The 21,651-nt window shown below is 40.4% G+C and carries 14 protein-coding genes; 12 read left to right on the top strand and 2 right to left on the bottom strand.

The window, feature by feature from the left end:
- Positions 1 to 128: 128 nt before the first annotated feature.
- On the top strand, positions 129 to 1,097 hold the full coding sequence (locus tag DW005_RS04560) for a glycosyltransferase family 2 protein (protein WP_022378111.1): 969 nt from the start codon (positions 129 to 131) through the stop codon (positions 1,095 to 1,097).
- Positions 1,098 to 1,149: 52 nt separating this feature from the next.
- Positions 1,150 to 2,715: a hypothetical protein gene (locus DW005_RS04555; RefSeq protein WP_117478345.1), complete on the top strand. Its 1,566-nt coding sequence runs from the start codon at positions 1,150 to 1,152 to the stop codon at positions 2,713 to 2,715.
- Positions 2,716 to 2,804: 89 nt separating this feature from the next.
- On the opposite strand, the gene DW005_RS04550 is transcribed toward DW005_RS04555, so the two are convergent.
- Both DW005_RS04550 and typA read right to left on the bottom strand, forming a co-directional pair.
- Positions 2,805 to 3,893, bottom strand: coding sequence for a bifunctional glycosyltransferase family 2/GtrA family protein (locus DW005_RS04550; protein WP_207658726.1), 1,089 nt, complete (start codon positions 3,891 to 3,893; stop codon positions 2,805 to 2,807).
- 99 nt (positions 3,894 to 3,992) lie between these two features.
- The gene (gene typA / locus DW005_RS04545) at positions 3,993 to 5,840 is read right to left on the bottom strand and encodes a translational GTPase TypA (protein ID WP_117478344.1); all 1,848 of its coding nucleotides are present in this window, start codon (positions 5,838 to 5,840) and stop codon (positions 3,993 to 3,995) included.
- 155 nt (positions 5,841 to 5,995) lie between these two features.
- Here typA and DW005_RS04540 point away from each other — a divergent pair, with 155 nt between their 5' ends.
- The 10 genes from DW005_RS04540 (at position 5,996) to tpiA (ending at position 21,497) form a co-directional block, all read left to right on the top strand.
- A complete protein-coding gene (locus tag DW005_RS04540) occupies positions 5,996 to 8,068 on the top strand; it encodes a CotH kinase family protein (RefSeq protein ID WP_117478343.1) in 2,073 nt (690 codons plus the stop codon).
- A 21-nt stretch (positions 8,069 to 8,089) separates the two neighbouring features.
- Positions 8,090 to 8,620 carry a GtrA family protein gene (locus tag DW005_RS04535; protein ID WP_242989366.1) on the top strand — a complete coding sequence of 177 codons (531 nt, stop codon included), beginning with the start codon at positions 8,090 to 8,092 and terminating at the stop codon, positions 8,618 to 8,620.
- 93 nt (positions 8,621 to 8,713) lie between these two features.
- Positions 8,714 to 12,673, top strand: a complete 3,960-nt coding sequence (locus tag DW005_RS04530) for an Ig-like domain-containing protein (RefSeq protein ID WP_181974942.1) — start codon at positions 8,714 to 8,716, stop codon at positions 12,671 to 12,673.
- A gap of 18 nt (positions 12,674 to 12,691) precedes the next feature.
- Complete coding sequence (recN, locus tag DW005_RS04525; RefSeq protein ID WP_117478341.1) at positions 12,692 to 14,374, top strand: DNA repair protein RecN; 1,683 nt, start codon at positions 12,692 to 12,694, stop codon at positions 14,372 to 14,374.
- 96 nt (positions 14,375 to 14,470) lie between these two features.
- Positions 14,471 to 15,697 carry a SpoIVB peptidase gene (gene spoIVB / locus DW005_RS04520; protein ID WP_181974941.1) on the top strand — a complete coding sequence of 409 codons (1,227 nt, stop codon included), beginning with the start codon at positions 14,471 to 14,473 and terminating at the stop codon, positions 15,695 to 15,697.
- A 185-nt stretch (positions 15,698 to 15,882) separates the two neighbouring features.
- Positions 15,883 to 16,677: a sporulation transcription factor Spo0A gene (gene spo0A, locus DW005_RS04515; protein ID WP_117478339.1), complete on the top strand. Its 795-nt coding sequence runs from the start codon at positions 15,883 to 15,885 to the stop codon at positions 16,675 to 16,677.
- A gap of 80 nt (positions 16,678 to 16,757) precedes the next feature.
- A complete protein-coding gene (glgA, locus tag DW005_RS04510; RefSeq protein WP_117478338.1) occupies positions 16,758 to 18,194 on the top strand; it encodes a glycogen synthase GlgA in 1,437 nt (478 codons plus the stop codon).
- Between the two features lie 121 nt (positions 18,195 to 18,315).
- Complete coding sequence (gene gap, locus DW005_RS04505; RefSeq protein WP_117478337.1) at positions 18,316 to 19,332, top strand: type I glyceraldehyde-3-phosphate dehydrogenase; 1,017 nt, start codon at positions 18,316 to 18,318, stop codon at positions 19,330 to 19,332.
- Positions 19,333 to 19,430: 98 nt separating this feature from the next.
- The gene (locus DW005_RS04500; RefSeq protein WP_022378099.1) at positions 19,431 to 20,627 is read left to right on the top strand and encodes a phosphoglycerate kinase; all 1,197 of its coding nucleotides are present in this window, start codon (positions 19,431 to 19,433) and stop codon (positions 20,625 to 20,627) included.
- Between the two features lie 123 nt (positions 20,628 to 20,750).
- Positions 20,751 to 21,497 carry a triose-phosphate isomerase gene (gene tpiA, locus DW005_RS04495; protein WP_117478336.1) on the top strand — a complete coding sequence of 249 codons (747 nt, stop codon included), beginning with the start codon at positions 20,751 to 20,753 and terminating at the stop codon, positions 21,495 to 21,497.
- The last annotated feature ends 154 nt before the right edge of the window (positions 21,498 to 21,651 follow it).

The raw sequence follows: 21,651 nt of genomic DNA, 5'->3' as shown, positions 1-21,651 counted from the left end.
CTTTCCCCAAGTGTTAATAGATACCTCATATACTATAACGATTTATAGGTAAAAAGTCAAATGTTTTGCAAATATATGAAAACTGTGGTATAATGCCCATAATAATGTGATAATATAGGAGGACAGGTATGTCAAAGGGTAAAATAATTTATATGGTTGTACCTTGTTATAATGAAGAAGAGGTGCTTGATGAGACGACAAAACAGTTAAGTGATAAATTGCAAAAATTGATCGATGCAGGTGAGATTAGTGAAAAAAGCCGGATTCTTTATGTGAATGATGGTTCAAAAGATCAGACATGGCCGATTATCTGCCGTCTGCATGAAGAATATACACTTGTCAGTGGATTGAATCTTTCCAGAAACCGCGGACATCAGAATGCTGTGCTTGCCGGCCTTATGTATGCGAAGGATCATTGTGATGCAGCGATTTCAATGGATGCTGACTTACAGGATGATATTCATGCTATTGATGAGATGGTAGATAAATTTAATCATGGAATTGATGTTGTTTACGGTGTGCGCAGCAGCCGAAAAAAAGACACGTTTTTTAAGAAATTTACGGCAGAAGGATTTTATAAAATCATGAAATGGATGGGGGTTGACATTGTCTTTAATCATGCAGATTTCCGCTTGATGAGTAAGCGTGTTTTAATGCAGATGGAAAATTACAAGGAAGTCAATCTTTTTTTACGCGGAATTGTACCGTTAATCGGATATCCGGCAGACAACGTATACTATGAAAGACAGGAGCGCTTTGCAGGAGAGAGCAAATATCCGCTGAAGAAAATGTTGTCGTTTGCATTTGACGGCATCACTTCATTTAGTGTCAAACCAATCCGCTTTATATTAAGCCTTGGTCTTGTCATCTTCTTGGCAAGCCTTGGAATCCTGATCTATTCGATTGTGCGCCATGCAATGGGTGCAACGGTACTTGGCTGGAGCAGTCTTATGGTTTCTATCTGGGCGCTTGGCGGTTTGCAGCTTCTTGCGATAGGTATTGTCGGTGAATATATTGGAAAGATGTATCTAGAGACGAAAGGCCGTCCGAGATTTGCTATACAGGATATTCTAAATGATGTAGACCGGGCCGAGTAAGAGTTCAGAGATTTTGTTTTGACGGGGAAAGGAATGCAAAGAGAAAGTGATAGTGGAAAAAATACAAAATTTTTTGTGTGTGGCAGCGAAAAAGATATTTCTTTGCTTACACATTTTTATTGTGGTTATGATTTTGCTTGAGTTCGGAAGACTTGCAGGTGATGTGTTTCCGTTACATTATCAATTGTTGAATGCTTTGCTGGCATTGATTGGGTTGACAGCAATTTCCCTCCTTTTTTTTATATGCTGCACGAGAAAAATAGCAAGTTGTGTTTGCAAAAAAAACAGAGTTGTTATGTTTTGCGTATTTTATGCGGTAATTATATTTGTGATGCAGATGTATCTGTGTAAATGTATCTATTTTTATACGACGTGGGATGTCGGTATACTGCAGTCGGCAGCAGATATTGTGACACATGGTGGAACAATTCAGGATTGGATCAGCCAAAGAGGAGATTCGTTTTCTCAGAATTATTTTAATGCTTATCCGAATAATATTTTTTTGACGATTATTTTTGCCGGAATAAAATATCTGTCATCTTTATTTGGATGTGTAGATAATTATTTTCCTACGATTGTTGCAGGGGTGATTTCCACAGATGCTGCCATTGTGTTTACTGTGATGACTGTTTGGAAATTAACGCATAGTCGAAAAGTGACTTTCCTGTCTATAATCATTTGCACAGTTTTTTTAGGATTCAACCCATGGATTATAATCCCTTATTCAGATACATATGTACTTCCTTTTTTGAGTGCGGTTTTGTATTTTTATTGTTCCATGAAAGATGAGAAAAAGGGTTATGCATCATGGATAGGAATTGTGATAGCGGCTTCGCTGGGGATAAAAATCAAGCCGACGGTGGTGATTGCTTTGCTTGCAATTGTTCTGGCAGAAATATTTTTTTTGCGAAAGTGCCAAATTAAGGAAATTGCCGCAAAATGTTTAATTGTTGCAGGAGGAACCATAATTGTTTTGGGTCTGATAAATAGTTTGAGTGATGCTGTGTATGACCAGCGGAATGCAGATGCACAAATGACATGGCAGCATTATCTGATGATGGGGGCAAATGAGGAAACATATGGCTCTTATTTTGGCGTTGACAGGGAGCGTTCATGGGGAATATCCGATTCGGAGAAGAGAAAGGAAATGCAAATTGAGGTGTGGAGACAACGTATAAGTGAGAAAGGCATTTGGGGCACAATAAAGTTTTATATGCAGAAATTGATAATTGCAAATGATGATGGCTCATTTGCATGGGGCTGGGAAGGAAATTTCTTTGGTGAATATCGTGGACTGCACAGTGAATTTGCACAAAAATTACAATCTTTTTATTATGCACAGGATAATAAGATGATTTATAATATTTTGCAGAGTATATGGGTTTCTATACAGATTTTGGTTTGTTTCTTTGCAATATTTTTTGATAATAGGAATAAAAGAGCACTTTTCATTGCGATGACATTGACTGGGATTAATTTGTTCCTTATGATATTTGAAGTGCGTGCCAGATATTTGTTTGTATTTGTTCCGTTTTATATTACAGCGGCTATGCTTGGCCTTTTCTATATGCAGGAAAAAGTCAAGATGATAAAAGATAGAAAATGTCATTTGCAATAGATAGAAGAGAAGGATTAATAAATCAGTGAGAAACTTTATTCGCAAAGCGAATCCTTTGTTTCGAGTTGATTTACTAATCCTTCTTTTTTTTATTTCTTGAACACCCATTCTCTTTGAATCTGGAAACTGATTGCAAAAAGCAGGGTATCGATAATGCATTTGCGAAGTGTCGAATAAGTAATAAATGTCAGCAGATGATTGACTAAAACAGCAGACAACAAAAGCTGAACAATTGCCAATGTGTAATATCTTACGAAAAGAAATGGCGAGCTTGAGTCATTTTTAAACACCTGATTTTTGTTCACAAAAAAGTTAAATAGCGAACTGGCAAAACGTGAAATCACAGTCCGCATTAATATAAGCACGGACAAATCGAAAAACGGAAGCATCCATTTGTCGGAGATGATCGGACGAAGCAGATAGCCAAGCAGCCAGTACAAAGCAATGTCGATAATAAAACTGGATAAAGAGCTTAGCATAAACTTCAAAAACACTTTGTAAATCCGAATCGAATCAATGAACGGATTAAAATGCGAGCTTTCATTATTTGCCAGATAAATTGTCTGAATCGGAAATTCTTCAATTGGAATCTGGTATTCCTTCGCAGCAATCAGCATATTCATTTCATATTCGAACCGTTCTCCCTTTACATTTGCAAAATGCTCTCTTATGAGAGGGGTTGGAAGTCCTCTGAGTCCGGTCTGCGTGTCAGAAACATGTATGCCGCATAAAAGCCGGATCATCTGCCGAGTCAACTTGTTTCCAAAACGGCTTCTCAGAGGAATTTCCTTGTCGTTAAACTGACGGCAGCCAAGAATCAAAGAATCCGGATGCTCATAGGTTAGTTTTGCGCAAGTGTTAATGTCCGGAAGTACATGCTGACCGTCACAGTCCACGGTTACAGCACCTTTGATATCCGGGCGCTGCTCTAAAATATAGTTAAACGCAGACTTTAGTGCAATTCCTTTTCCGAAATTTACGACGTGGCGGATTATTTTGCAGTGGCAAGTCTCTTTGCATGTTTTAAAATACTTTCGATTGGCAATAAGACTTCCATCATCGACCAAAATGATATTGGAAAAGCCATCGTCGTGCAATTGTCCAACGAGTGATACCATGCGCTCATCCGGGTCCAGTGCCGGAATGATGATGGCAATACTTTCTTTATAATTACCCAAAACATTTCCCCCTGTAATTCTGAAATCGAAATAATACTGTAAGTATAAGCCTATATCGTTTCAGAATCAAGCATTCGTGATTGACATTCTTTTTTTACATTAGCTTTTTGCTGCGTTTGCCGCATTTCGTTTGGCACGGTAACGCTCCGTTCCATCGAGAATTTTTTTACGGATACGAAGATTTTCCGGTGTAACTTCGAGTAATTCGTCAGTGTCAATGTAATCCAGTGCCTGCTCTAAACTTAATTCTTTCGGCGGTGTAAGACGCAGTGCTTCATCCGCACCGGAAGAACGGGTATTCGTCAGGTTTTTCTTTTTACATACATTGACCTCAATGTCATCGCTTTTTGCGTGTTCGCCGACAATCATGCCGCCGTAAACCTTTTCACCGGGACCAACAAACAAAGTGCCTCGTTCCTGTGCATTAAAAAGACCGTAGGTAATTGTTTCGCCGGATTCAAAAGCAATGAGAGAGCCTTGTTTACGATAAGGGATTTCTCCTTTAAATGGACCATAGCCTTCAAATTCTGTATTAATAACACCGTTTCCTTTGGTGTCTGTCATAAATTCGCCGCGGTATCCAATCAGTCCACGGGCTGGAATGATAAATTCCAGGCGTGTCGTGCCTGCATTTAATGGGGTCATTGCCTGTAATTCCCCTTTACGCTGGCTGAGGCGGTCAATGACATTTCCGGTAAATTCATCCGGCACATCGACATAAGCACGTTCCATCGGTTCTAATTTTTTGCCATTTTCATCTTCTTTATAAAGAACCTCCGCTTTGCTAACCGCAAATTCATATCCCTCACGGCGCATATTTTCAATTAAAACGGATAAATGCAGTTCCCCGCGGCCGGACACTTTATAAGCTTCGGTTGTGTCGGTATCTTCCACACGGAGGGATACGTCGGTATTTAACATGCGGTATAAACGGTCACGCAAATGGCGGCTTGTCACATATTTTCCTTCCTGACCGGCAAGCGGACTGTCATTTACCATAAAATGCATGGCAATCGTTGGCTCCGAAATTTTCTGGAACGGAATTGCCTGTGGATTTTCCGGACTACACAGAGTATCTCCAATGTGAATGTCTGCAATACCTGAAATGGCTACAATTGAGCCAATCGTTGCTTCTTCGACTTCCACACGGTTGAGTCCTTCAAATTCATACAATTTGGAAATTTTAACTTTTTCATTTTTATCCGGGTCATGATGGTTGACGATAACGGCATCCTGATTGACGCGGATGGTTCCGTTATCGACTTTTCCGATGCCGATTCGGCCAACGTATTCATTGTAATCAATGGTGCTGATTAAGACCTGTGTGTCGGCGTCCGGGTCACCTTCCGGTGCCGGAATATAATTTAAAATCGCATCAAAGAGCGGCTTCATGTCGGTGCCTTTTTTGTTGACATCGCAGGATGCTACACCTTCTTTTGCCGAGGCAAAGATAAATGGGCAGTCTAACTGGGATTCATCCGCATCTAAATCGATAAACAGCTCTAAAATTTCATCGACAACTTCTTCCGGACGAGCTTCCGGACGGTCGATTTTGTTGACACAGACAACAACCGGCAAAGACAGCTCCAGTGCTTTCTTTAACACAAATTTTGTCTGAGGCATTGCACCCTCAAAAGCGTCAACGACTAAAATGACACCATTTACCATTTTAAGAACGCGTTCTACTTCACCACCGAAATCGGCATGTCCCGGTGTGTCGATGATATTAATTTTCACACCTTCATAGGTAATGGCTGTATTTTTTGATAAAATAGTAATGCCTCGTTCACGCTCAATATCATTTGAGTCCATGACACGTTCGGCAACTTCCTGATTGGCGCGGAATACGCCGCTTTGTTTCAATAATTCATCCACTAAGGTTGTCTTGCCATGATCGACGTGTGCGATGATGGCGATGTTTCTGATATCGTCTCTTGTTGTTTTCATAGAAACCTCCATTCATTCATGCAAAAACCACAAAATCGTATTATAGCACGATTTTTTTTGCGTGGCAAGTTCGGGCGTAAAACGCTTAACAAAATGCTAGGTTTTTTTGTTTTTTTATGGTAAAATAGAATTCATATAAAAAAGGAGGTGCTCTTGTGGGGCTGAAAAGGAAGAAGCGGTTACTGGGAATTTTGATTTTTTCTCTTGTTATTGGCATGATGGGAAGTGCCGGTGGAGAAGCTGAGGCTAAGAAAAAGATTATTCTAAATAAGAAAAAAGCCGTGATTTATGTTGGCGGTCAACTTCGCCTAAAAGTAAAGGGAACAAAGAAAAAGGTGAAGTGGTCTTCAAAGGAGAAAAAGATTGCGACAGTTTCAAAAAAAGGAGTTGTTAAGGGAAAACGTGCCGGTAAGACAAAGATTACGGCAAAAGTAAAAGGAAAGAAACTTGTCTGCAGACTGACTGTGAAGGCGAAGAAAAAAAGAGTTATTACTACGGCAGAGGCAACACCACAGGGAGAAAAGAAACCTGCACCACAGGTGACGCAGACGCCGGGAGGAACCGATAAGCCTTCTGCTTCCCCTGCGATAGAGCCGGTAGTGACGCCAACCGCTGCGCCAACGCCAACACCGGTTGATACTTCAAAACCGGAACCGGTATTTTCAAAAGAAAGCGGAAGTTATGATAAATCATTTGAACTATCTTTGCATGCGCCAAAGGGAAGCAAAATCTATTATACGACAGATGGCAGTGAGCCGGATGTCAGTAGTGTGGGCGGCAGTGTAAAAGATACCGTACCGGCAAAACTTCCGACCAATGAGTATAAGCAGGCAATTACAGTGAAAAATCGGGATAATGATGAAAACAGGCTTTGCTCGAAAGTCAATATTCCATATATGTATGACCCAACAGATTATTATAATAATGGGCCATTTTATCCGGAAGTCAGTGCAGTTCCGAAAGCAACCATCATTCGCGCAATGGCAGTGGATGAAAAGGGTAATACGAGTAAGACGGTGACAAAAACTTATTTTGTAGATAAGGATTTGGCAGAGGTTTATAAGAATGCTTCTGTGATTTCCGTTGTCACGGATCCGGATAATCTTCTTAGTAAAGAAAGAGGAATCTACCGTTATGGCAACTGGGAAAACAGTGGTGCTGAATGGGAGAGACCGGCGGCAGTGACGTATTTTGAGGAAGATGGCACGATACCGTTTGAGACGACGATGGGGATGCGGATTCATGGCAATTATACACGCCGCTGGGGGCAGAAGAGTCTGCGGTTTTATTTCCGTGAAGAATTAGGACTGAAAAATCTCAAAGGCTATCAGTTGATTCCGGGAGCTGTCAATGCGGACGGAAAGCCGACGAAAAAGTATAAACGTTTTATCTTGAGAAATGGCGGTAACGAATATGCCTACAGTAAAATGCAGGATGTCTTTATCCAGAGTCTTGTGAGTGACCGTGCATTTACGACGCAGAGTTCACGCCCATGCGTTTTATTCTTAAACGGTGAGTACTGGGGACTTTATAATCTAATGGAACGCTATTCCGATAATTATTTGGAGGAAGAGTTTGGCGTTGATAAAGATAATGTGGTTGTGATAAAAAATGATGAACTTGATGAGGGAAAAGAAGAAGATTTCGCTCTCTATGAACAACTGCAGGCAATGGCAGACCTTGACATGTCTTTGACCGATAATTATGAGAAATTTAAGAAAATGGTGGATATACAGAGTTATCTTGACTATTATGCGACTGAGATTTATATTGGTAACAAGGACTGGCCGGATAATAATGTGCAGTTATGGCGGACCAGAGAGGATGACGGCAGTGATTATGGCGATACGAAGTGGCGTTATATGCTCTACGACACCGAATACTCGATGAATTTGTGGGGACAGGATAATAACGGAAATACGAATCGTCTGCAGGAAGCAAGAAATAAGGATGCATTATTTGATGCACTCTGTAAAAATGACTCCTTTAAACAGTCACTTGCCGATACGCTGATGGATTTGGCAGATAAAAACTTTAAGTCAGCCGATGCTGCAAAGAAATTAGATGCCATGGCAGCCGTCTACCGCCCGTTGATGGAGCAGTATAAAAAGCGTTTTGGCAACGGTGATGTGGACAGCCGGGTAAGGGATATGAAGAGTTTTATGGCAAATCGAAAAAGCCAGATAAAAAAGCATATTCAGGAATCCCTTTCAATTACAGTAAAATAATAAAAAGAATGGAGAACAAGGATGGAACCGGAAATTACAGATATTTTTGACCGTATTATGAATTGGAAGTTGCTTCGATTTATGTGGCCTTTTTATAAAAAAAATAAGGACAAACTTTTATATTTGTTTTTTGGAGGATGTACAACACTTGTTAATCTTGTGATTACATATGGATTGTGGTATGGCCTGAAGTGGGAACAGTGGTATGCCGGGAAATTTGCACTGGGCACGTTCCTTGGAAATTTAATTGGAATTGTGTCTGCTATTTTGTTTGCCTACGTGACAAATAAAAAGTTTGTATTTGCGTCGAAAACAACAGGAATGAAAGAACTTTTGGTTGAATTTATTAAGTTTGTTGGTGGCCGTGTATCCACTTTAATTATCGAACTTGGCGGTGTTCAGCTTGCTGTAATATTGTTCCCTGATTCTAACACACTTTTGTTTGTGGCGAAACTTTTGACTCAGGTTTTGGTTATTATAATTAATTATTTTATCAGCAAATTATTTGTGTTTAAGGGAACAAAAGAGGCACCTTTTGAAAATCAAGACTAAATTTTAATTTGAATTTGTCCGATATACAGATTACGGATGCGAATGTTTATTTTAGAATCAGATTTTAGATAGATGATATAGAAAGGTATGGTTATGGATATGAGACGAGTAAAAAAAAGAATTGGTATATCAGCAGCGGCTGTTTTTGTGACGGTGGTTATTTTTGCCGTCTTTTTATACAGCAAGCAGTATAGCCATGCAGCAGATGAAATATTTATTACCTATAATGACCAGCAGTTAAACCCTGAGGAAACACTGCAGATGACTTCAGGAAGTATTCCGCTTGTATTAAAAACAACAGGAACCGCCTATGATGAGGATAAGTATATTGTTGAGTGGTCTTTTTCAGATAGTGCGGCAACTAGATTTGCAACACTTGAACAAAGTTCTACTAATAAGATGGTAGCGACAGTACGAGCAGTTTCACCCGGACTTGTAACGGTTATCGCAACGGTGAAAGACAGCATGAATGGTAATGCAGTTCTTGGAAGTGCTACGTGTAACATTAATGTTATGTTTGCTATTGATACATCGAAAGATGCAAATTTATACCGTTTTGTGAATGAATCAGATACAGAGCGTTCTCTTGTTATGTATGCGGATGACAGCCCGGTTCAGTTAGGCTTAAGTTTTGGCGATGCGAAGGATGCTCAGTGGATTAGTTCGAATGATGAAGTGGTTAAGGTAGAAAAGAACACCGGTATTGTGACTCCGGTTGGTGCCGGACGAACACAGATTACAGCCAGCTATACGCCGAAAGGTGAAAGTGATACCTATACGGCACTATTGAATGTGTATGTAAAACCTAAAATTTCGCTTACTAAAGGCAGTGGGTATACAAATTCATTGGTTAATCAGAAGATTTCTTCCGGAACGAATATTTACACGGATACAGTATTTACCAGTAACACACAGGCAATACGAAACAAGATTATCTGGGTGGTGAAGAAAGATGATGGTAAAGGTAATCCTCAGGTATTGGCAGACTCACTTGGACGAGAATCGGATGTTATTCAGGTTATTCCTTCCGGTATGTATGAAAACGAGCTGAAGATTCAAGGAACGGCAGGAAAGTACGTAATTGAATTTTATACAAATGGAACCTACTTGAGTGAGAGCAATCATACGGATGCATATGATCCAACGGTTATTACGTTTACACTTACCGCCGGAATTGGTGACAAAGAAGAAACATTAGGACCGGGAGATTCCATAAACCTGGCAGATGCTTTTGGCATGACGCGAGAGGATTTTGTTAAGTATTTTGTATCCAATAACTGGACGAAAGATGGTGGCTCAATTTATAATTATGCAACTTACGATAGTGCAACAAGCGAGCTTCAGGTAAAAACTACAGTTTCCGAAGGTGTATTAATTGATTCTGTAAATGTGAAACCGGCGTATAAAAAGCAAGTGGCAGAGCTGCTTGGGCTGGACGGCGAGGATAAAGATGTTCTTGCTAATATGCCAATGACATTTAAGGTAACAATCACATTACAGGATCGCATGCATTTAAATCGTACGGAACTTACACTTTCCGAAAAAGAAGAATTTTTGCTGGTTGCTACATATAATGGTGCTTATGATGGAACTGTAAAATTTGAAAGTACGGATCCGTCTTGTGTTAAAGTTGATGATAATGGTTTAGTGACGGCAGTAAAGAATACAAAAGGCGATGTTAAGATAATAGCATCTTTGACAAACTCAGTTGGTAAGACTATTCGCGCAGAGTGTCTTGTTGTGGTACAGGCTGCATTGAAATCATTTACACTTGAACCAAATGTGACGGAAATGACAATGAATGTAGGAGATGTACAGACAATTAAGGCGATTATCAACCAGTCAATTAAGAATCCGCCGTTGTCATGGACCTGTTCTACTGTAAATTCGAAGATTTTTACGGTGATGCCGTCAGATGATAGAAAGAGTGCGGTTATTACAGCAGTGGGAACGGGTGTGGCAGATTTAGAAGTCACAAACACTGTGAATCCAAGTGATAAGAAGACGATCCGTATTACAGTCCGATCAGCAATACAGGCAATTTCCCTGAAACAGACAGAATTGACTGTGCCACGTTATAAAGATGGCTATAATATGGGGAAAAACGATGTGTCATACACGCCGGCAAATGCAACGGATACAGAACTTGTATGGACTAGTTCGGACCCGGGAATTGCTACCGTGGATGATGATGGATATATTACTTTTGTAAATGCCGGGGTGACGTTGATTACCGTCAGACCGGTAAATAATCCAAATGGTGTTATGGCTTCCTGCTTGTTAACGATATTAGGTTCAGCAGATAAGGTTATTTTAAGCGAGAATGAACTTACAATGAATGTAGGGGATACAAAAGATGTGAAACTTGATTTTGAGCCTATTAATACGACAGCAGAGTTAACATGGACGCCAACGGGTGAGTATAAAGATTGTGTTACGATGCTTCCCTATGATGAAGAACGAAGAATTGCTTCGTTCCAGGCAAAATCACCGGGAGTAGTCTATTTTAACATTACATCTCCGCAGACCGGAACGGAAGTGTTAAAGATTACAGTGAAACAGCCTTCGACAGCATTGAGTGTGACACCAAAGGAGTTAACGGTAAGAACGGGTGACAGTGCTGATTTAAAGGCAGTATTTACACCGGCAAATTCGACAGACACTATTATATGGAAAAGTTACAATAATAGTGTGGCAACGGTAGATGTGAATGGACGTGTTACAGGAGCAAAGGCAGGAACAACATTTATTGAGGCCAGAGCCTACAATGGAAAAACAGCAGGACCAATGACTGTTATTATGGTTACTGTGCAGGATGGTGTGAAAGGAGTTTCCTTAGACTCATCAGAAAAGACGGTTCGTGTGGACAGTTCCGTTACACTGATACCTATTTTTAATCCAGCGTCGGCATTTAATAAGGCGATGACGTGGAAGGCTTCAAATAGTAATGTTAAAATTGAGGCGGCAGGAGTTTCCAATCTGAAAGTAACCGGTGTAAAAGCCGGTACGGCGATGGTAACCGGTACGACGACAGATGGTGGATTTTCTGTATCCTGTCTGATTACGATTCTGCCAAAACAGAAAGAAAATGATACGAAGGTGACGGTATCGCCGAAAACCAAATATTTGGCTAAAGGCAAGTCATTCTATGTGACAGCCACAGTTACCGGCTCAAGTAATAAAAAGGTAAAATGGACGAGCAGCAAAAAATCAGTTGCAACCGTGACTTCCGGCGGTAAGGTAAAGGCAAAGAAATTAGGAACGACTTATATTAAAGCGACAGCGAAGGATGGTTCCGGTGCGTACGCCAGATGTAAAGTGCGTGTTGTTCGTAAAGTGAAAAAAATTAAACTGAACCGCTATTCGGGCAGACTGCTTGTTGGAAGTACGTTGAAACTGAAAGCAACTGTTCTTCCGAAAAATGCGACGATTAAGTCCGTGAAGTGGACGACGAATAAAAAATCGATTGCAACAGTCAGCAGTACCGGACGAGTATTGGGAACCGGCGAGGGTATTGTAAAGATTAAAGCTTCGGCAAAAGATGGTTCCGGTAAGTCAGCAACTTGCATACTTCATGTTGTTGAGCCGATTGAGGCAACGGGAATTACTGTGGCAAACAGCCAGATTACCGTGGCGAAAGGAAAGATTGCCCAGTCCGGCATTACCTTAAATCCGGTCAATTCGACGACGAAGATTAAATATCACTCCGATAATCCGAGAGTGGCAACCGTAAATAAATATGGTAAGATTAAGACCAAACGTGCCGGAGAGGCTACGATTTACGGAACGACTTCGACCGGACTGTATGGTTATTGTGATGTATTGGTTGTAGATTTAAACCGCAAGGCAGTAACTCTTCGTCCATACGATACCGAACAGCTTCATGTAAACGAGATTAGTACCGGTGTAACATGGTATTCAAGAGATATTAACATTGCAACCGTATCATCGACCGGACTTGTTACCGGACGTAAGAGAGGTATAACAACGATTTATGCGGTTGTCAACGGTGTAAAACTCGGATGCCGCGTGAACGTTACAAAATTAAAGTAGTGGAATGGGAGGAGACTATTGTTAGTAAATTTACATGTAAAAAACTTTGCGATAATAGACGAGATTGATGTTGATTTTTCTTCCGGGTTAAATATTCTTACCGGAGAGACGGGAGCCGGCAAATCGATTTTGATTGGCTCTATCAGCATCGCGCTCGGTGCAAGAGTTTCGCAGGAAATCATAGGAAAGCATGGCAACTCTGCGATGGTAGAGATTGTTTTCCAGATTGAAGATGAAGAGACAAAAGAGAAATTATCAAGATTAGGTGTAGACCCGGACGAAGGACAGATTGTCATTTCCCGCCGTATTACGGGAAGCCGGAGTGTAAACCGAATTAATGGTGAAAATGTATCGGTCAGTGTGATTCGCCAGGTGGCTGCCCTCTGCATTGACATTCATGGACAGCATGAAAACCAGTCATTATTGCAGAAGGATAAACATTTAGCAATTGTAGATGAGTTTGCCACCAAGCAGTGTGTCGCTCTGAAACAAGAGATTGCTGCTTTATACCGTGAATATACAGCGCTGAAAAAACAGTGGCAGGATGAAGATGTGTCGGATGAGGAGCGTGCGAGAGAACTTAGTTTTCTGGAATACGAAAAACAGGAAATTGAGCAGGCATCTTTACAAGCCGGTGAAATCGAAGAAGTGGAAGAAGCATACCGCAGAGCATCCGGCGCTGAGACAATTGTGGAATCGCTTGGTCTGGTACACCGTTTGACAAGTGATACGGCCGCGGGAGCTGTGAGCCATGCGTTACAGAGTATGCAGCGGATTACAGGCTTTGGTGATGAAATTCGGAACTTGCAGGAAGAACTTTTGCAGATTGAAGGACTTTTAGATGATTTTAATCATGAAACAGCGGATTATATGCAGGACTTTTCTTTCGATGCCAATGAGTTTTCGGAATTAGAGAAAAGACTCGATACGATTCACAATTTGCAGGCGAAATACGGAAGTACCTATGAAGAAATACTTTCGCATTTGGAAGAAGTAGAGGATAAACTGCAAAAACTTGCAGATTTTGAACAGTATAAGGAGAAACTTCTTGCTAAAATAAAGGAATATGAGTCGGATTTGACAAAGAAATGTGAGCAGTTATCAAAAGAAAGGAAAGAAACCGCTTCCATTCTTCAGGAAAAGATTAAAGCTGCTTTATCAGATTTAAATTTTGCCTATGTAGATTTTGAAATTTCATGGAGCCGCAAAGATACATTTGGTGCGGATGGATGGGATGAAGCTGAATTTTTGATTGCAACGAATCCGGGCGAGCCAAAGAAAAGCCTCGGAAAAATCGCATCCGGCGGTGAGTTGTCCCGTATTATGCTGGCAATTAAATCGGTTTTTGCCGAAAAAGACCATATTGAGACCTTGATTTTTGATGAAATTGATGCCGGAATCAGTGGACGTACGGCACAGAAGGTTTCGGAAAAACTGAAACTTTTAAGTAAAAGCCACCAGATTCTATGCATTACTCATCTGGCACAGATTGCGGCAATGGCAGATACCCATTTTTTGATTGAAAAGATGGTTGATGAAAATCATTCGGAGACAGTGATTCGTCCGTTGGATAAGTCGCAGAGTGAACAGGAATTGGCACGTATTCTTGGCGGTGTTGAGATTACAGAGTCGGTACTTGAAAATGCGAGAGAGATGAAAGCGTTAGCAAACCAAAAAAGTTCAGATAGTTTTCAGAATTAGAAAAATAGAAGTTGGCTATACTAAACAGAAGGAACCAAAACAATAGTAAGTTTTGTACCTTCTGTTTTTATTTTGCCAATTATGGGAGGAATGAGTATGAGAAAAAAAGTTCGTTTTTTGCTGGCTGGATTATTAGTGGCTGATGTATTATTGATTGGATATTTGATGTATGATTATATTCAAAATAAAATTCCTGATTCTGTTTTGACTTACGTCGGGGAAAAACAGGAACTGGACCTGCCGGCGTTTTTTAAGACCGAGCAAAGTGTTCCGGCTCTGCATGTGCAAAATCAGGGTGGCAGTTTTTCTATGAAGTCAAACCGGTTAGGAAGTTATGAGGTATCGGTCCGCTTATTTGGTGTGCTGCCGGTAAAGAGGATGGACGTTAAAGTGGTGAAAAGGAAAAAGATTTTTCCGAGTGGAGAGCCAATTGGTATTTATGTGGAGACTAATGGGCTGCTAGTGCTGGATACGACTGAGGTCCCGGCAAAAGATGGGCTTACTTATGCGCCCGGTGAAAATTTGTTAAAGCCGGGGGATTATATTTTGGAGTGGAATCAGAAAAAGGTTGCTACGATTCAAAGTTTAAACCGTGAAATTCAGGGGACAAAAGATAAAAAGGTTACGGTTTTAATACGCCGAAACGGAGAAAAGATAAAAATCGCCATGCGTCCGGTGCTTTCATCAGATGGCACATATAAAATCGGAACATGGGTACGGGAGGATACACAGGGAATCGGCACGCTTACTTATGTAACGAAGACCGGTGAATTTGGTACACTTGGACATGGAATTACAGATGTTGATACCGGGACGCTGTTGAATTTACACGGGGGTGAATTGTTTCAGACGCAGATAGTCGATATTATGAAGGGGGAGAAAGGAAATCCGGGAGAACTGCAGGGATATATCAATATGATTGCAAAAAATACGATAGGAAAAATTAAAAAGAACACGGAGCAGGGGGTGTTTGGTGAGATGAAACAGGAGCGTGTGTCCGCCTATTCCGGAAAGGCGTATGAAGTTGGCAGAAAACAAGAGATTGAAGCCGGAAAGGCGTATCTGTATGCGAATCTTGAAGGCAGGGCGAGGATGTATGAAATTGAAATTGAAGATATAAAAATTAATGCAAGGGATAATAAGAGTATGGAAATCAGGGTGACGGATAAAAAGCTTTTAAAACTGACAGGCGGGATTGTACAGGGGATGAGTGGTTCGCCGATTATACAAAACGATAAAATTGTTGGGGCTGTTACGCATGTTTTTGTTGATGACCCGACAAGAGGTTATGGAATTTTTATTGAGGAGATGTTGGTGCAGTAAAAAGAACCGCATTTGCTGTCAAAAACCGAAGCTAGGAGTCGAAAGATGATGAAATATAAAAAGAATATAAATAAAAAATTAAAATAATTTAGAATTTGCTCTTGTAATATGGAGAAAAGAGGTATATACTTTTAATTACATTGAGTTTATAAAAAATTTATAATTATTTCAAGGGGGTACTAGTTGTGCAGAAATTAAAAGTGTTAATTGCAGATGATAATCCAAGAATGGCATCCATGATTCAGAATATTCTTATGGATGATGATGAGATTCAGGTCGTGGGAACGGCAGAAGATGGAGTAGAAACACTGGGAATGATTGAGGAAACGGAGCCGGATTTGCTTTTGCTGGATTTGATTATGCCGAAATTAGATGGTCTTGGTGTGATGGAGCGGCTGCAGGAAAAGCAGAAGATGAAAAAGGTGCCGGAGATTATTGTGGTGTCCGGTATTTCGCAGGAACGAATTACGGATACGGCATTTGCCTTGGGAGCTTCATATTACTTATTAAAACCATTCGAGTCGGAAACACTTCTTTCTCATGTACAGAAATTTAAACCGGGTGCGAGGGCAAAACTCATTGCTACGGGAAATGAGAACCGAAGAAATGAAAAAATGGCGAAATATAATCTTGAATCGGATGTTACCAATATCATTCATGAAATCGGGGTGCCGGCACATATAAAAGGGTATCAGTATTTGCGGGATGCAATTATGATGTCAGTTGACGATAAAGAAATGTTAAATTCTATTACAAAAATTCTCTATCCTTCTATAGCCAAACAACATGGGACAACACCAAGCAGAGTAGAACGAGCAATACGACACGCAATTGAAGTGGCGTGGAGCCGCGGAAAAGTGGATACAATTGATGAATTATTCGGATATACGGTTCATAATGGAAAAGGAAAACCGACAAATTCGGAGTTTGTAGCGCTAATTGCGGACAAGATACGGTTAGAACAGAAAATGAAAGCCTAAAAAAATCTTTTCACCGCTCCCTTTTTAGTGTATAATAATACCAATATGATTTTGTGTCAAAAAGAAAGGGGAGAAGGATATTGAAGAAAGTATTATTTGTTGCTTCTGAATGTGTTCCTTTTATAAAAACCGGTGGATTGGCAGACGTTGTCGGTTCACTTCCAAAGTATTTTGATAAGAGTAAATATGATGTACGGGTTATGATTCCAAAATACACTGCGATACCGGAAGAGTATAAAAACCAGATGCATTATATCACGCATTTTTATCTGGAACTTGCATGGCGTAAGCAGTATGTCGGTGTGTTTGAAATGGAATTAAACGGTGTTAAATTCTATTTTCTTGATAATGAATTTTATTTTAGCGGCAGCAAGCCTTATGGAGAAATTTATCAGGATATTGAAAAATTTGCCTTTTTTGACAAAGCGGCGTTATCAACACTGCCTGTGATTGATTTCCGCCCGGATATTATTCACTGCCATGACTGGCAGACGGGGCTGATTCCGGTATATCTGCATGATGCATTCCAGCAGAGCGAATTTTACCGTGGAATTCAGTCAATTATGACGATACATAACTTGAAATTTCAGGGTGTCTGGGATAAAAAGACAGTTATGGATACGGCAGGGCTGGATGCATACTATTTTACACCTGATAAATTGGAAGCCTTTGGGGATGCCAATTATCTAAAGGGTGGTCTCGTTTACGCAGATCAGATTACGACTGTAAGTGATACCTATGCAGAAGAGATTAAGACACCGTTTTATGGAGAAAAATTAGATGGTCTGATTAATGCGAAGTCAGGGTGTTTGACCGGAATTGTGAATGGCCTTGACTACGATGAGTATAATCCGGCAAAGGATCCACTTATTTATGCAAATTATGATGCAAGAACATTCCGCAAAGAAAAAATTAAAAATAAGCGCGGCCTTCAGAAAGAACTTGGTCTTTCGCAGGATGATAAGAAGTTTATGATTGGTATTGTGTCAAGACTGACCGACCAAAAGGGCTTTGATTTGATTGACTATGTAATCGAAGAAATCTGTGCAGAAGATACACAGCTTGTGGTACTTGGTACCGGAGAGGAAAAGTACGAAAATCTGTTCCGTCATTTTGCTTGGAAATATCCGGACCGTGTATCGGCGAACATTTACTATTCCAATGAGCGTTCGCACAAAATTTATGCAGCCTGCGATGCCTTTTTGATGCCATCACTCTTTGAACCGTGCGGATTAAGCCAGCTGATGAGTCTTCGATATGGCACGGTTCCGATTGTAAGAGAGACCGGCGGACTTAAAGATACGGTAGAGCCTTATAATGAATATGAGAGCAAAGGAACCGGTTTCTCATTCAGCAATTACAATGCACATGAGATGCTTAATACCATCCGCTATGCAAAAGATGTCTATTATAATAGAAAGAGAGAGTGGAATAAGATTATCGACCGCGGGATGGCAATGGATTTTTCATGGAAGAATTCAGCGAAAAAATATGAGCAGTTGTATGACAGAATGTAAAAAAATACAAATTATTTGAATTTACTCTTGAATTTTATTACGGAATTGGGTAGAATAGGTTCTAGAAGTTTGTATATTTTTTAACAAACCAAAATTTTAACTATTTTTAGGAGGAAATATCATGTCAGTAAAAGTAGCGATTAACGGATTTGGACGTATCGGACGTCTTGCATTCAGACAGATGTTTGGTGCAGAAGGTTATGAAGTAGTAGCAATTAACGATTTGACAAGCCCTAAGATGCTTGCACACCTTTTGAAGTATGATTCTTCTCAGGGTAAATATGAGAAAGCAGATACTGTTTCTGCAAGTGATGATTCCATCACAGTAGATGGTAAAGAGATTAAAATCTATGCTTTCCCGGATGCAAACAACTGCCCATGGGGTGAGCTTGGTGTAGACGTAGTTTTGGAGTGCTCCGGATTCTATACATCCAAAGAAAAAGCACAGGCTCATATCAATGCAGGTGCTAGAAAAGTTGTTATCTCTGCTCCAGCAGGAAATGACCTTCCTACTATCGTATATAACACAAACCACGAGACATTGAAAGCAGATGATACAATCATCTCCGCAGCTTCTTGTACAACAAACTGCCTTGCTCCTATGGCAGATGCATTGAACAAATATGCTGCAATCCAGTCTGGTATCATGGTTACAATCCATGCTTACACAGGTGATCAGATGACTCTTGATGGTCCTCAGAGAAAGGGTGACCTCAGAAGATCTCGTGCAGCAGCAGTAAACATCGTTCCTAACAGCACAGGTGCTGCAAAAGCTATCGGTCTTGTAATTCCTGAGTTGAATGGTAAATTGATTGGTTCTGCTCAGCGTGTTCCTACACCTACAGGTTCTACAACAATTTTGACAGCTGTAGTTAAAGGAAAAGACATCACAGTAGATGGTATCAATGCCGCTATGAAAGCAGCAGCTACAGAGTCCTTCGGATACAATGAAGACGAAATCGTTTCTTCTGATATCGTAGGAATGAGATTTGGTTCTCTCTTCGATGCAACTCAGACAATGGTTTGCAAAGTTGACGATGACACATACGAAGTACAGGTTGTATCTTGGTATGATAACGAGAACTCTTATACAAGCCAGATGGTTCGTACAATCAAATACTTCAGCGAGTTAGCATAAGTCTTGATTTAGGACAAGGTTTGAAATTGATCCCAAAAAGGGTCCGGTCGGTTGGACCGGACCCTTTTTCATAGAAATAATTAAAATGGAGGTTTGTTATGTTAAATAAAAAATCAGTAGATGATATTAATGTAAAAGGTCAGCGCGTGTTAGTACGCTGTGACTTTAACGTACCACTTCAGGATGGTAAGATTACAGATGAAAACCGTCTGGTAGCAGCACTTCCTACAATTAAGAAGTTGATTGCCGATGGCGGTAAAATTATTCTTTGCTCCCACCTTGGTAAGCCAAAAGGAGAGCCGAAACCGGAACTTTCTTTAGCACCGGTTGCTGTTCGTCTTTCTGAGCTTTTGGGACAGGAAGTAAAATTTGCAGCAGATGATAACGTAGTTGGTGAAAATGCAAAAGCTGCTGTTGCTGCTATGAAAGATGGCGATGTAATTCTTCTTGAGAATACACGTTATCGTGCAGAAGAGACAAAGAACGAAGATAATTTCTCCAAAGAACTTGCTTCTTTGGCTGATGTTTTCGTAAACGACGCATTTGGTACTGCTCATAGAGCACACTGCTCAAATGTAGGTGTTACCAAATATGTAGATACTGCTGTTGTTGGTTACTTGATGCAGAAAGAAATTGATTTCCTTGGAAATGCAGTAAATAATCCGGAGAGACCATTTGTTGCAATCCTCGGTGGTGCCAAAGTTTCTTCCAAGATTCCGGTAATTGAGAACCTTTTGGATAAAGTAGATACTTTGATTATCGGTGGTGGAATGGCATATACATTTATGGCTGCTCATGGTGAGCCGGTTGGTAAATCTCTTTTGGAAGAGGATTACAAACAGTATGCACTTGACATGGAGAAGAAAGCAGAAGAAAAAGGTGTTAAACTTTTGATTCCTGTAGATAATATAGTAGCGGATGATTTCTCAAACGACGCAAACTTCAAAGTTGTTGAGCGCGGTGGTATTCCGGATGACATGGAAGGTCTGGATATCGGACCTAAGACATGCAAATTGTTTGCAGATGCCATCAAAGGCGCAAAGACAGTTGTTTGGAATGGACCGATGGGATGTTTTGAAATGCCAAACTTTGCAAAAGGAACGATTGCAGTTGCTCAGGCAATGGCAGATTTGAAAGACGCTACAACGATTATCGGTGGTGGTGATAGTGCTTCTGCTTGCAACAACCTTGGATTTGGTGACAAGATGACACATATTTCTACCGGTGGTGGTGCTTCACTTGAGTTCTTGGAAGGAAAAGAACTTCCTGGTGTTGCAGCAGCAAACGACAAATAATAATATAAGATTTTGATTCTGTGGTGGTGTTTTGTATGCCACCACAGAAATTTTTGGAGAAAAAAACAATAATTACACATTATGAGCAGATTGAGAAGATATTTTGTATAAGGAGTGATTTTTATGTCAAGAAGAAGAATTATCGCAGGAAACTGGAAAATGAATAAAACACCAAGTGAGGCAGTTGCCCTTGTAAATGAATTACTTCCGTTGGTGAAAAATGATGATGTTGATGTTGTATTTTGTGTACCGGCAATTGACATTGTACCGGTTGTTGAGGCGGTAAAGGGAAGTAATGTAAATGTTGGGGCAGAAAATCTTTATTTTGAAGAAAGCGGTGCTTATACCGGTGAAATTTCTCCGAACATGCTTGTAGATGCCGGAGTTAAATATGTCATTATCGGACATTCGGAGCGCAGAGAGTATTTTGCAGAAACTGACGAGACGGTAAATAAAAAGGTTTTGAAAGCATTTGAACATGACATTACCCCGATTATCTGCTGTGGTGAGACATTGACTCAGAGAAAACAGGGTATTTATGTGGATTGGATTCGTATGCAGATTAAAATTGCATTCCAGAATGTAACGGCAGATCAGGCAAAAAAAGCAGTTATTGCTTATGAGCCAATCTGGGCAATCGGAACCGGTGAGACGGCAACAGCAGACCAGGCAGAAGAAGTATGTGCAGCAATTCGTGCTTGTATCGGTGAGATTTATGATGCAGCTACTGCAGATGCAATTCGTATTCAGTACGGCGGTTCTATGAATGCCAAGAATGCCGCAGAGCTTTTGGCAAAACCGGATATTGACGGCGGACTGATTGGCGGCGCTTCTTTGAAACCGGATTTTGGTCAGATTGTGAATGCATAAATTCGTAAAAAATTCGTAAAAATAAAATTCGCTATTGACAAGTGATATGTATATATGTATAATATATCTTGTGTCTGTCAGAAAGACGGACATGAGATATATGCGCGAGTGGCTCAGTTGGTAGAGCACAACCTTGCCAAGGTTGGGGCCGCGG

Origin of the sequence: Clostridium sp. AF36-4 (assembly GCF_003435975.1) — a bacterium.
Lineage (GTDB): Bacteria > Bacillota > Clostridia > Lachnospirales > Lachnospiraceae > Eubacterium_F.
The sequence above is the reverse complement of the archived record's forward strand: the minus strand, read 5'-3'. Positions and strand labels throughout refer to the sequence as shown.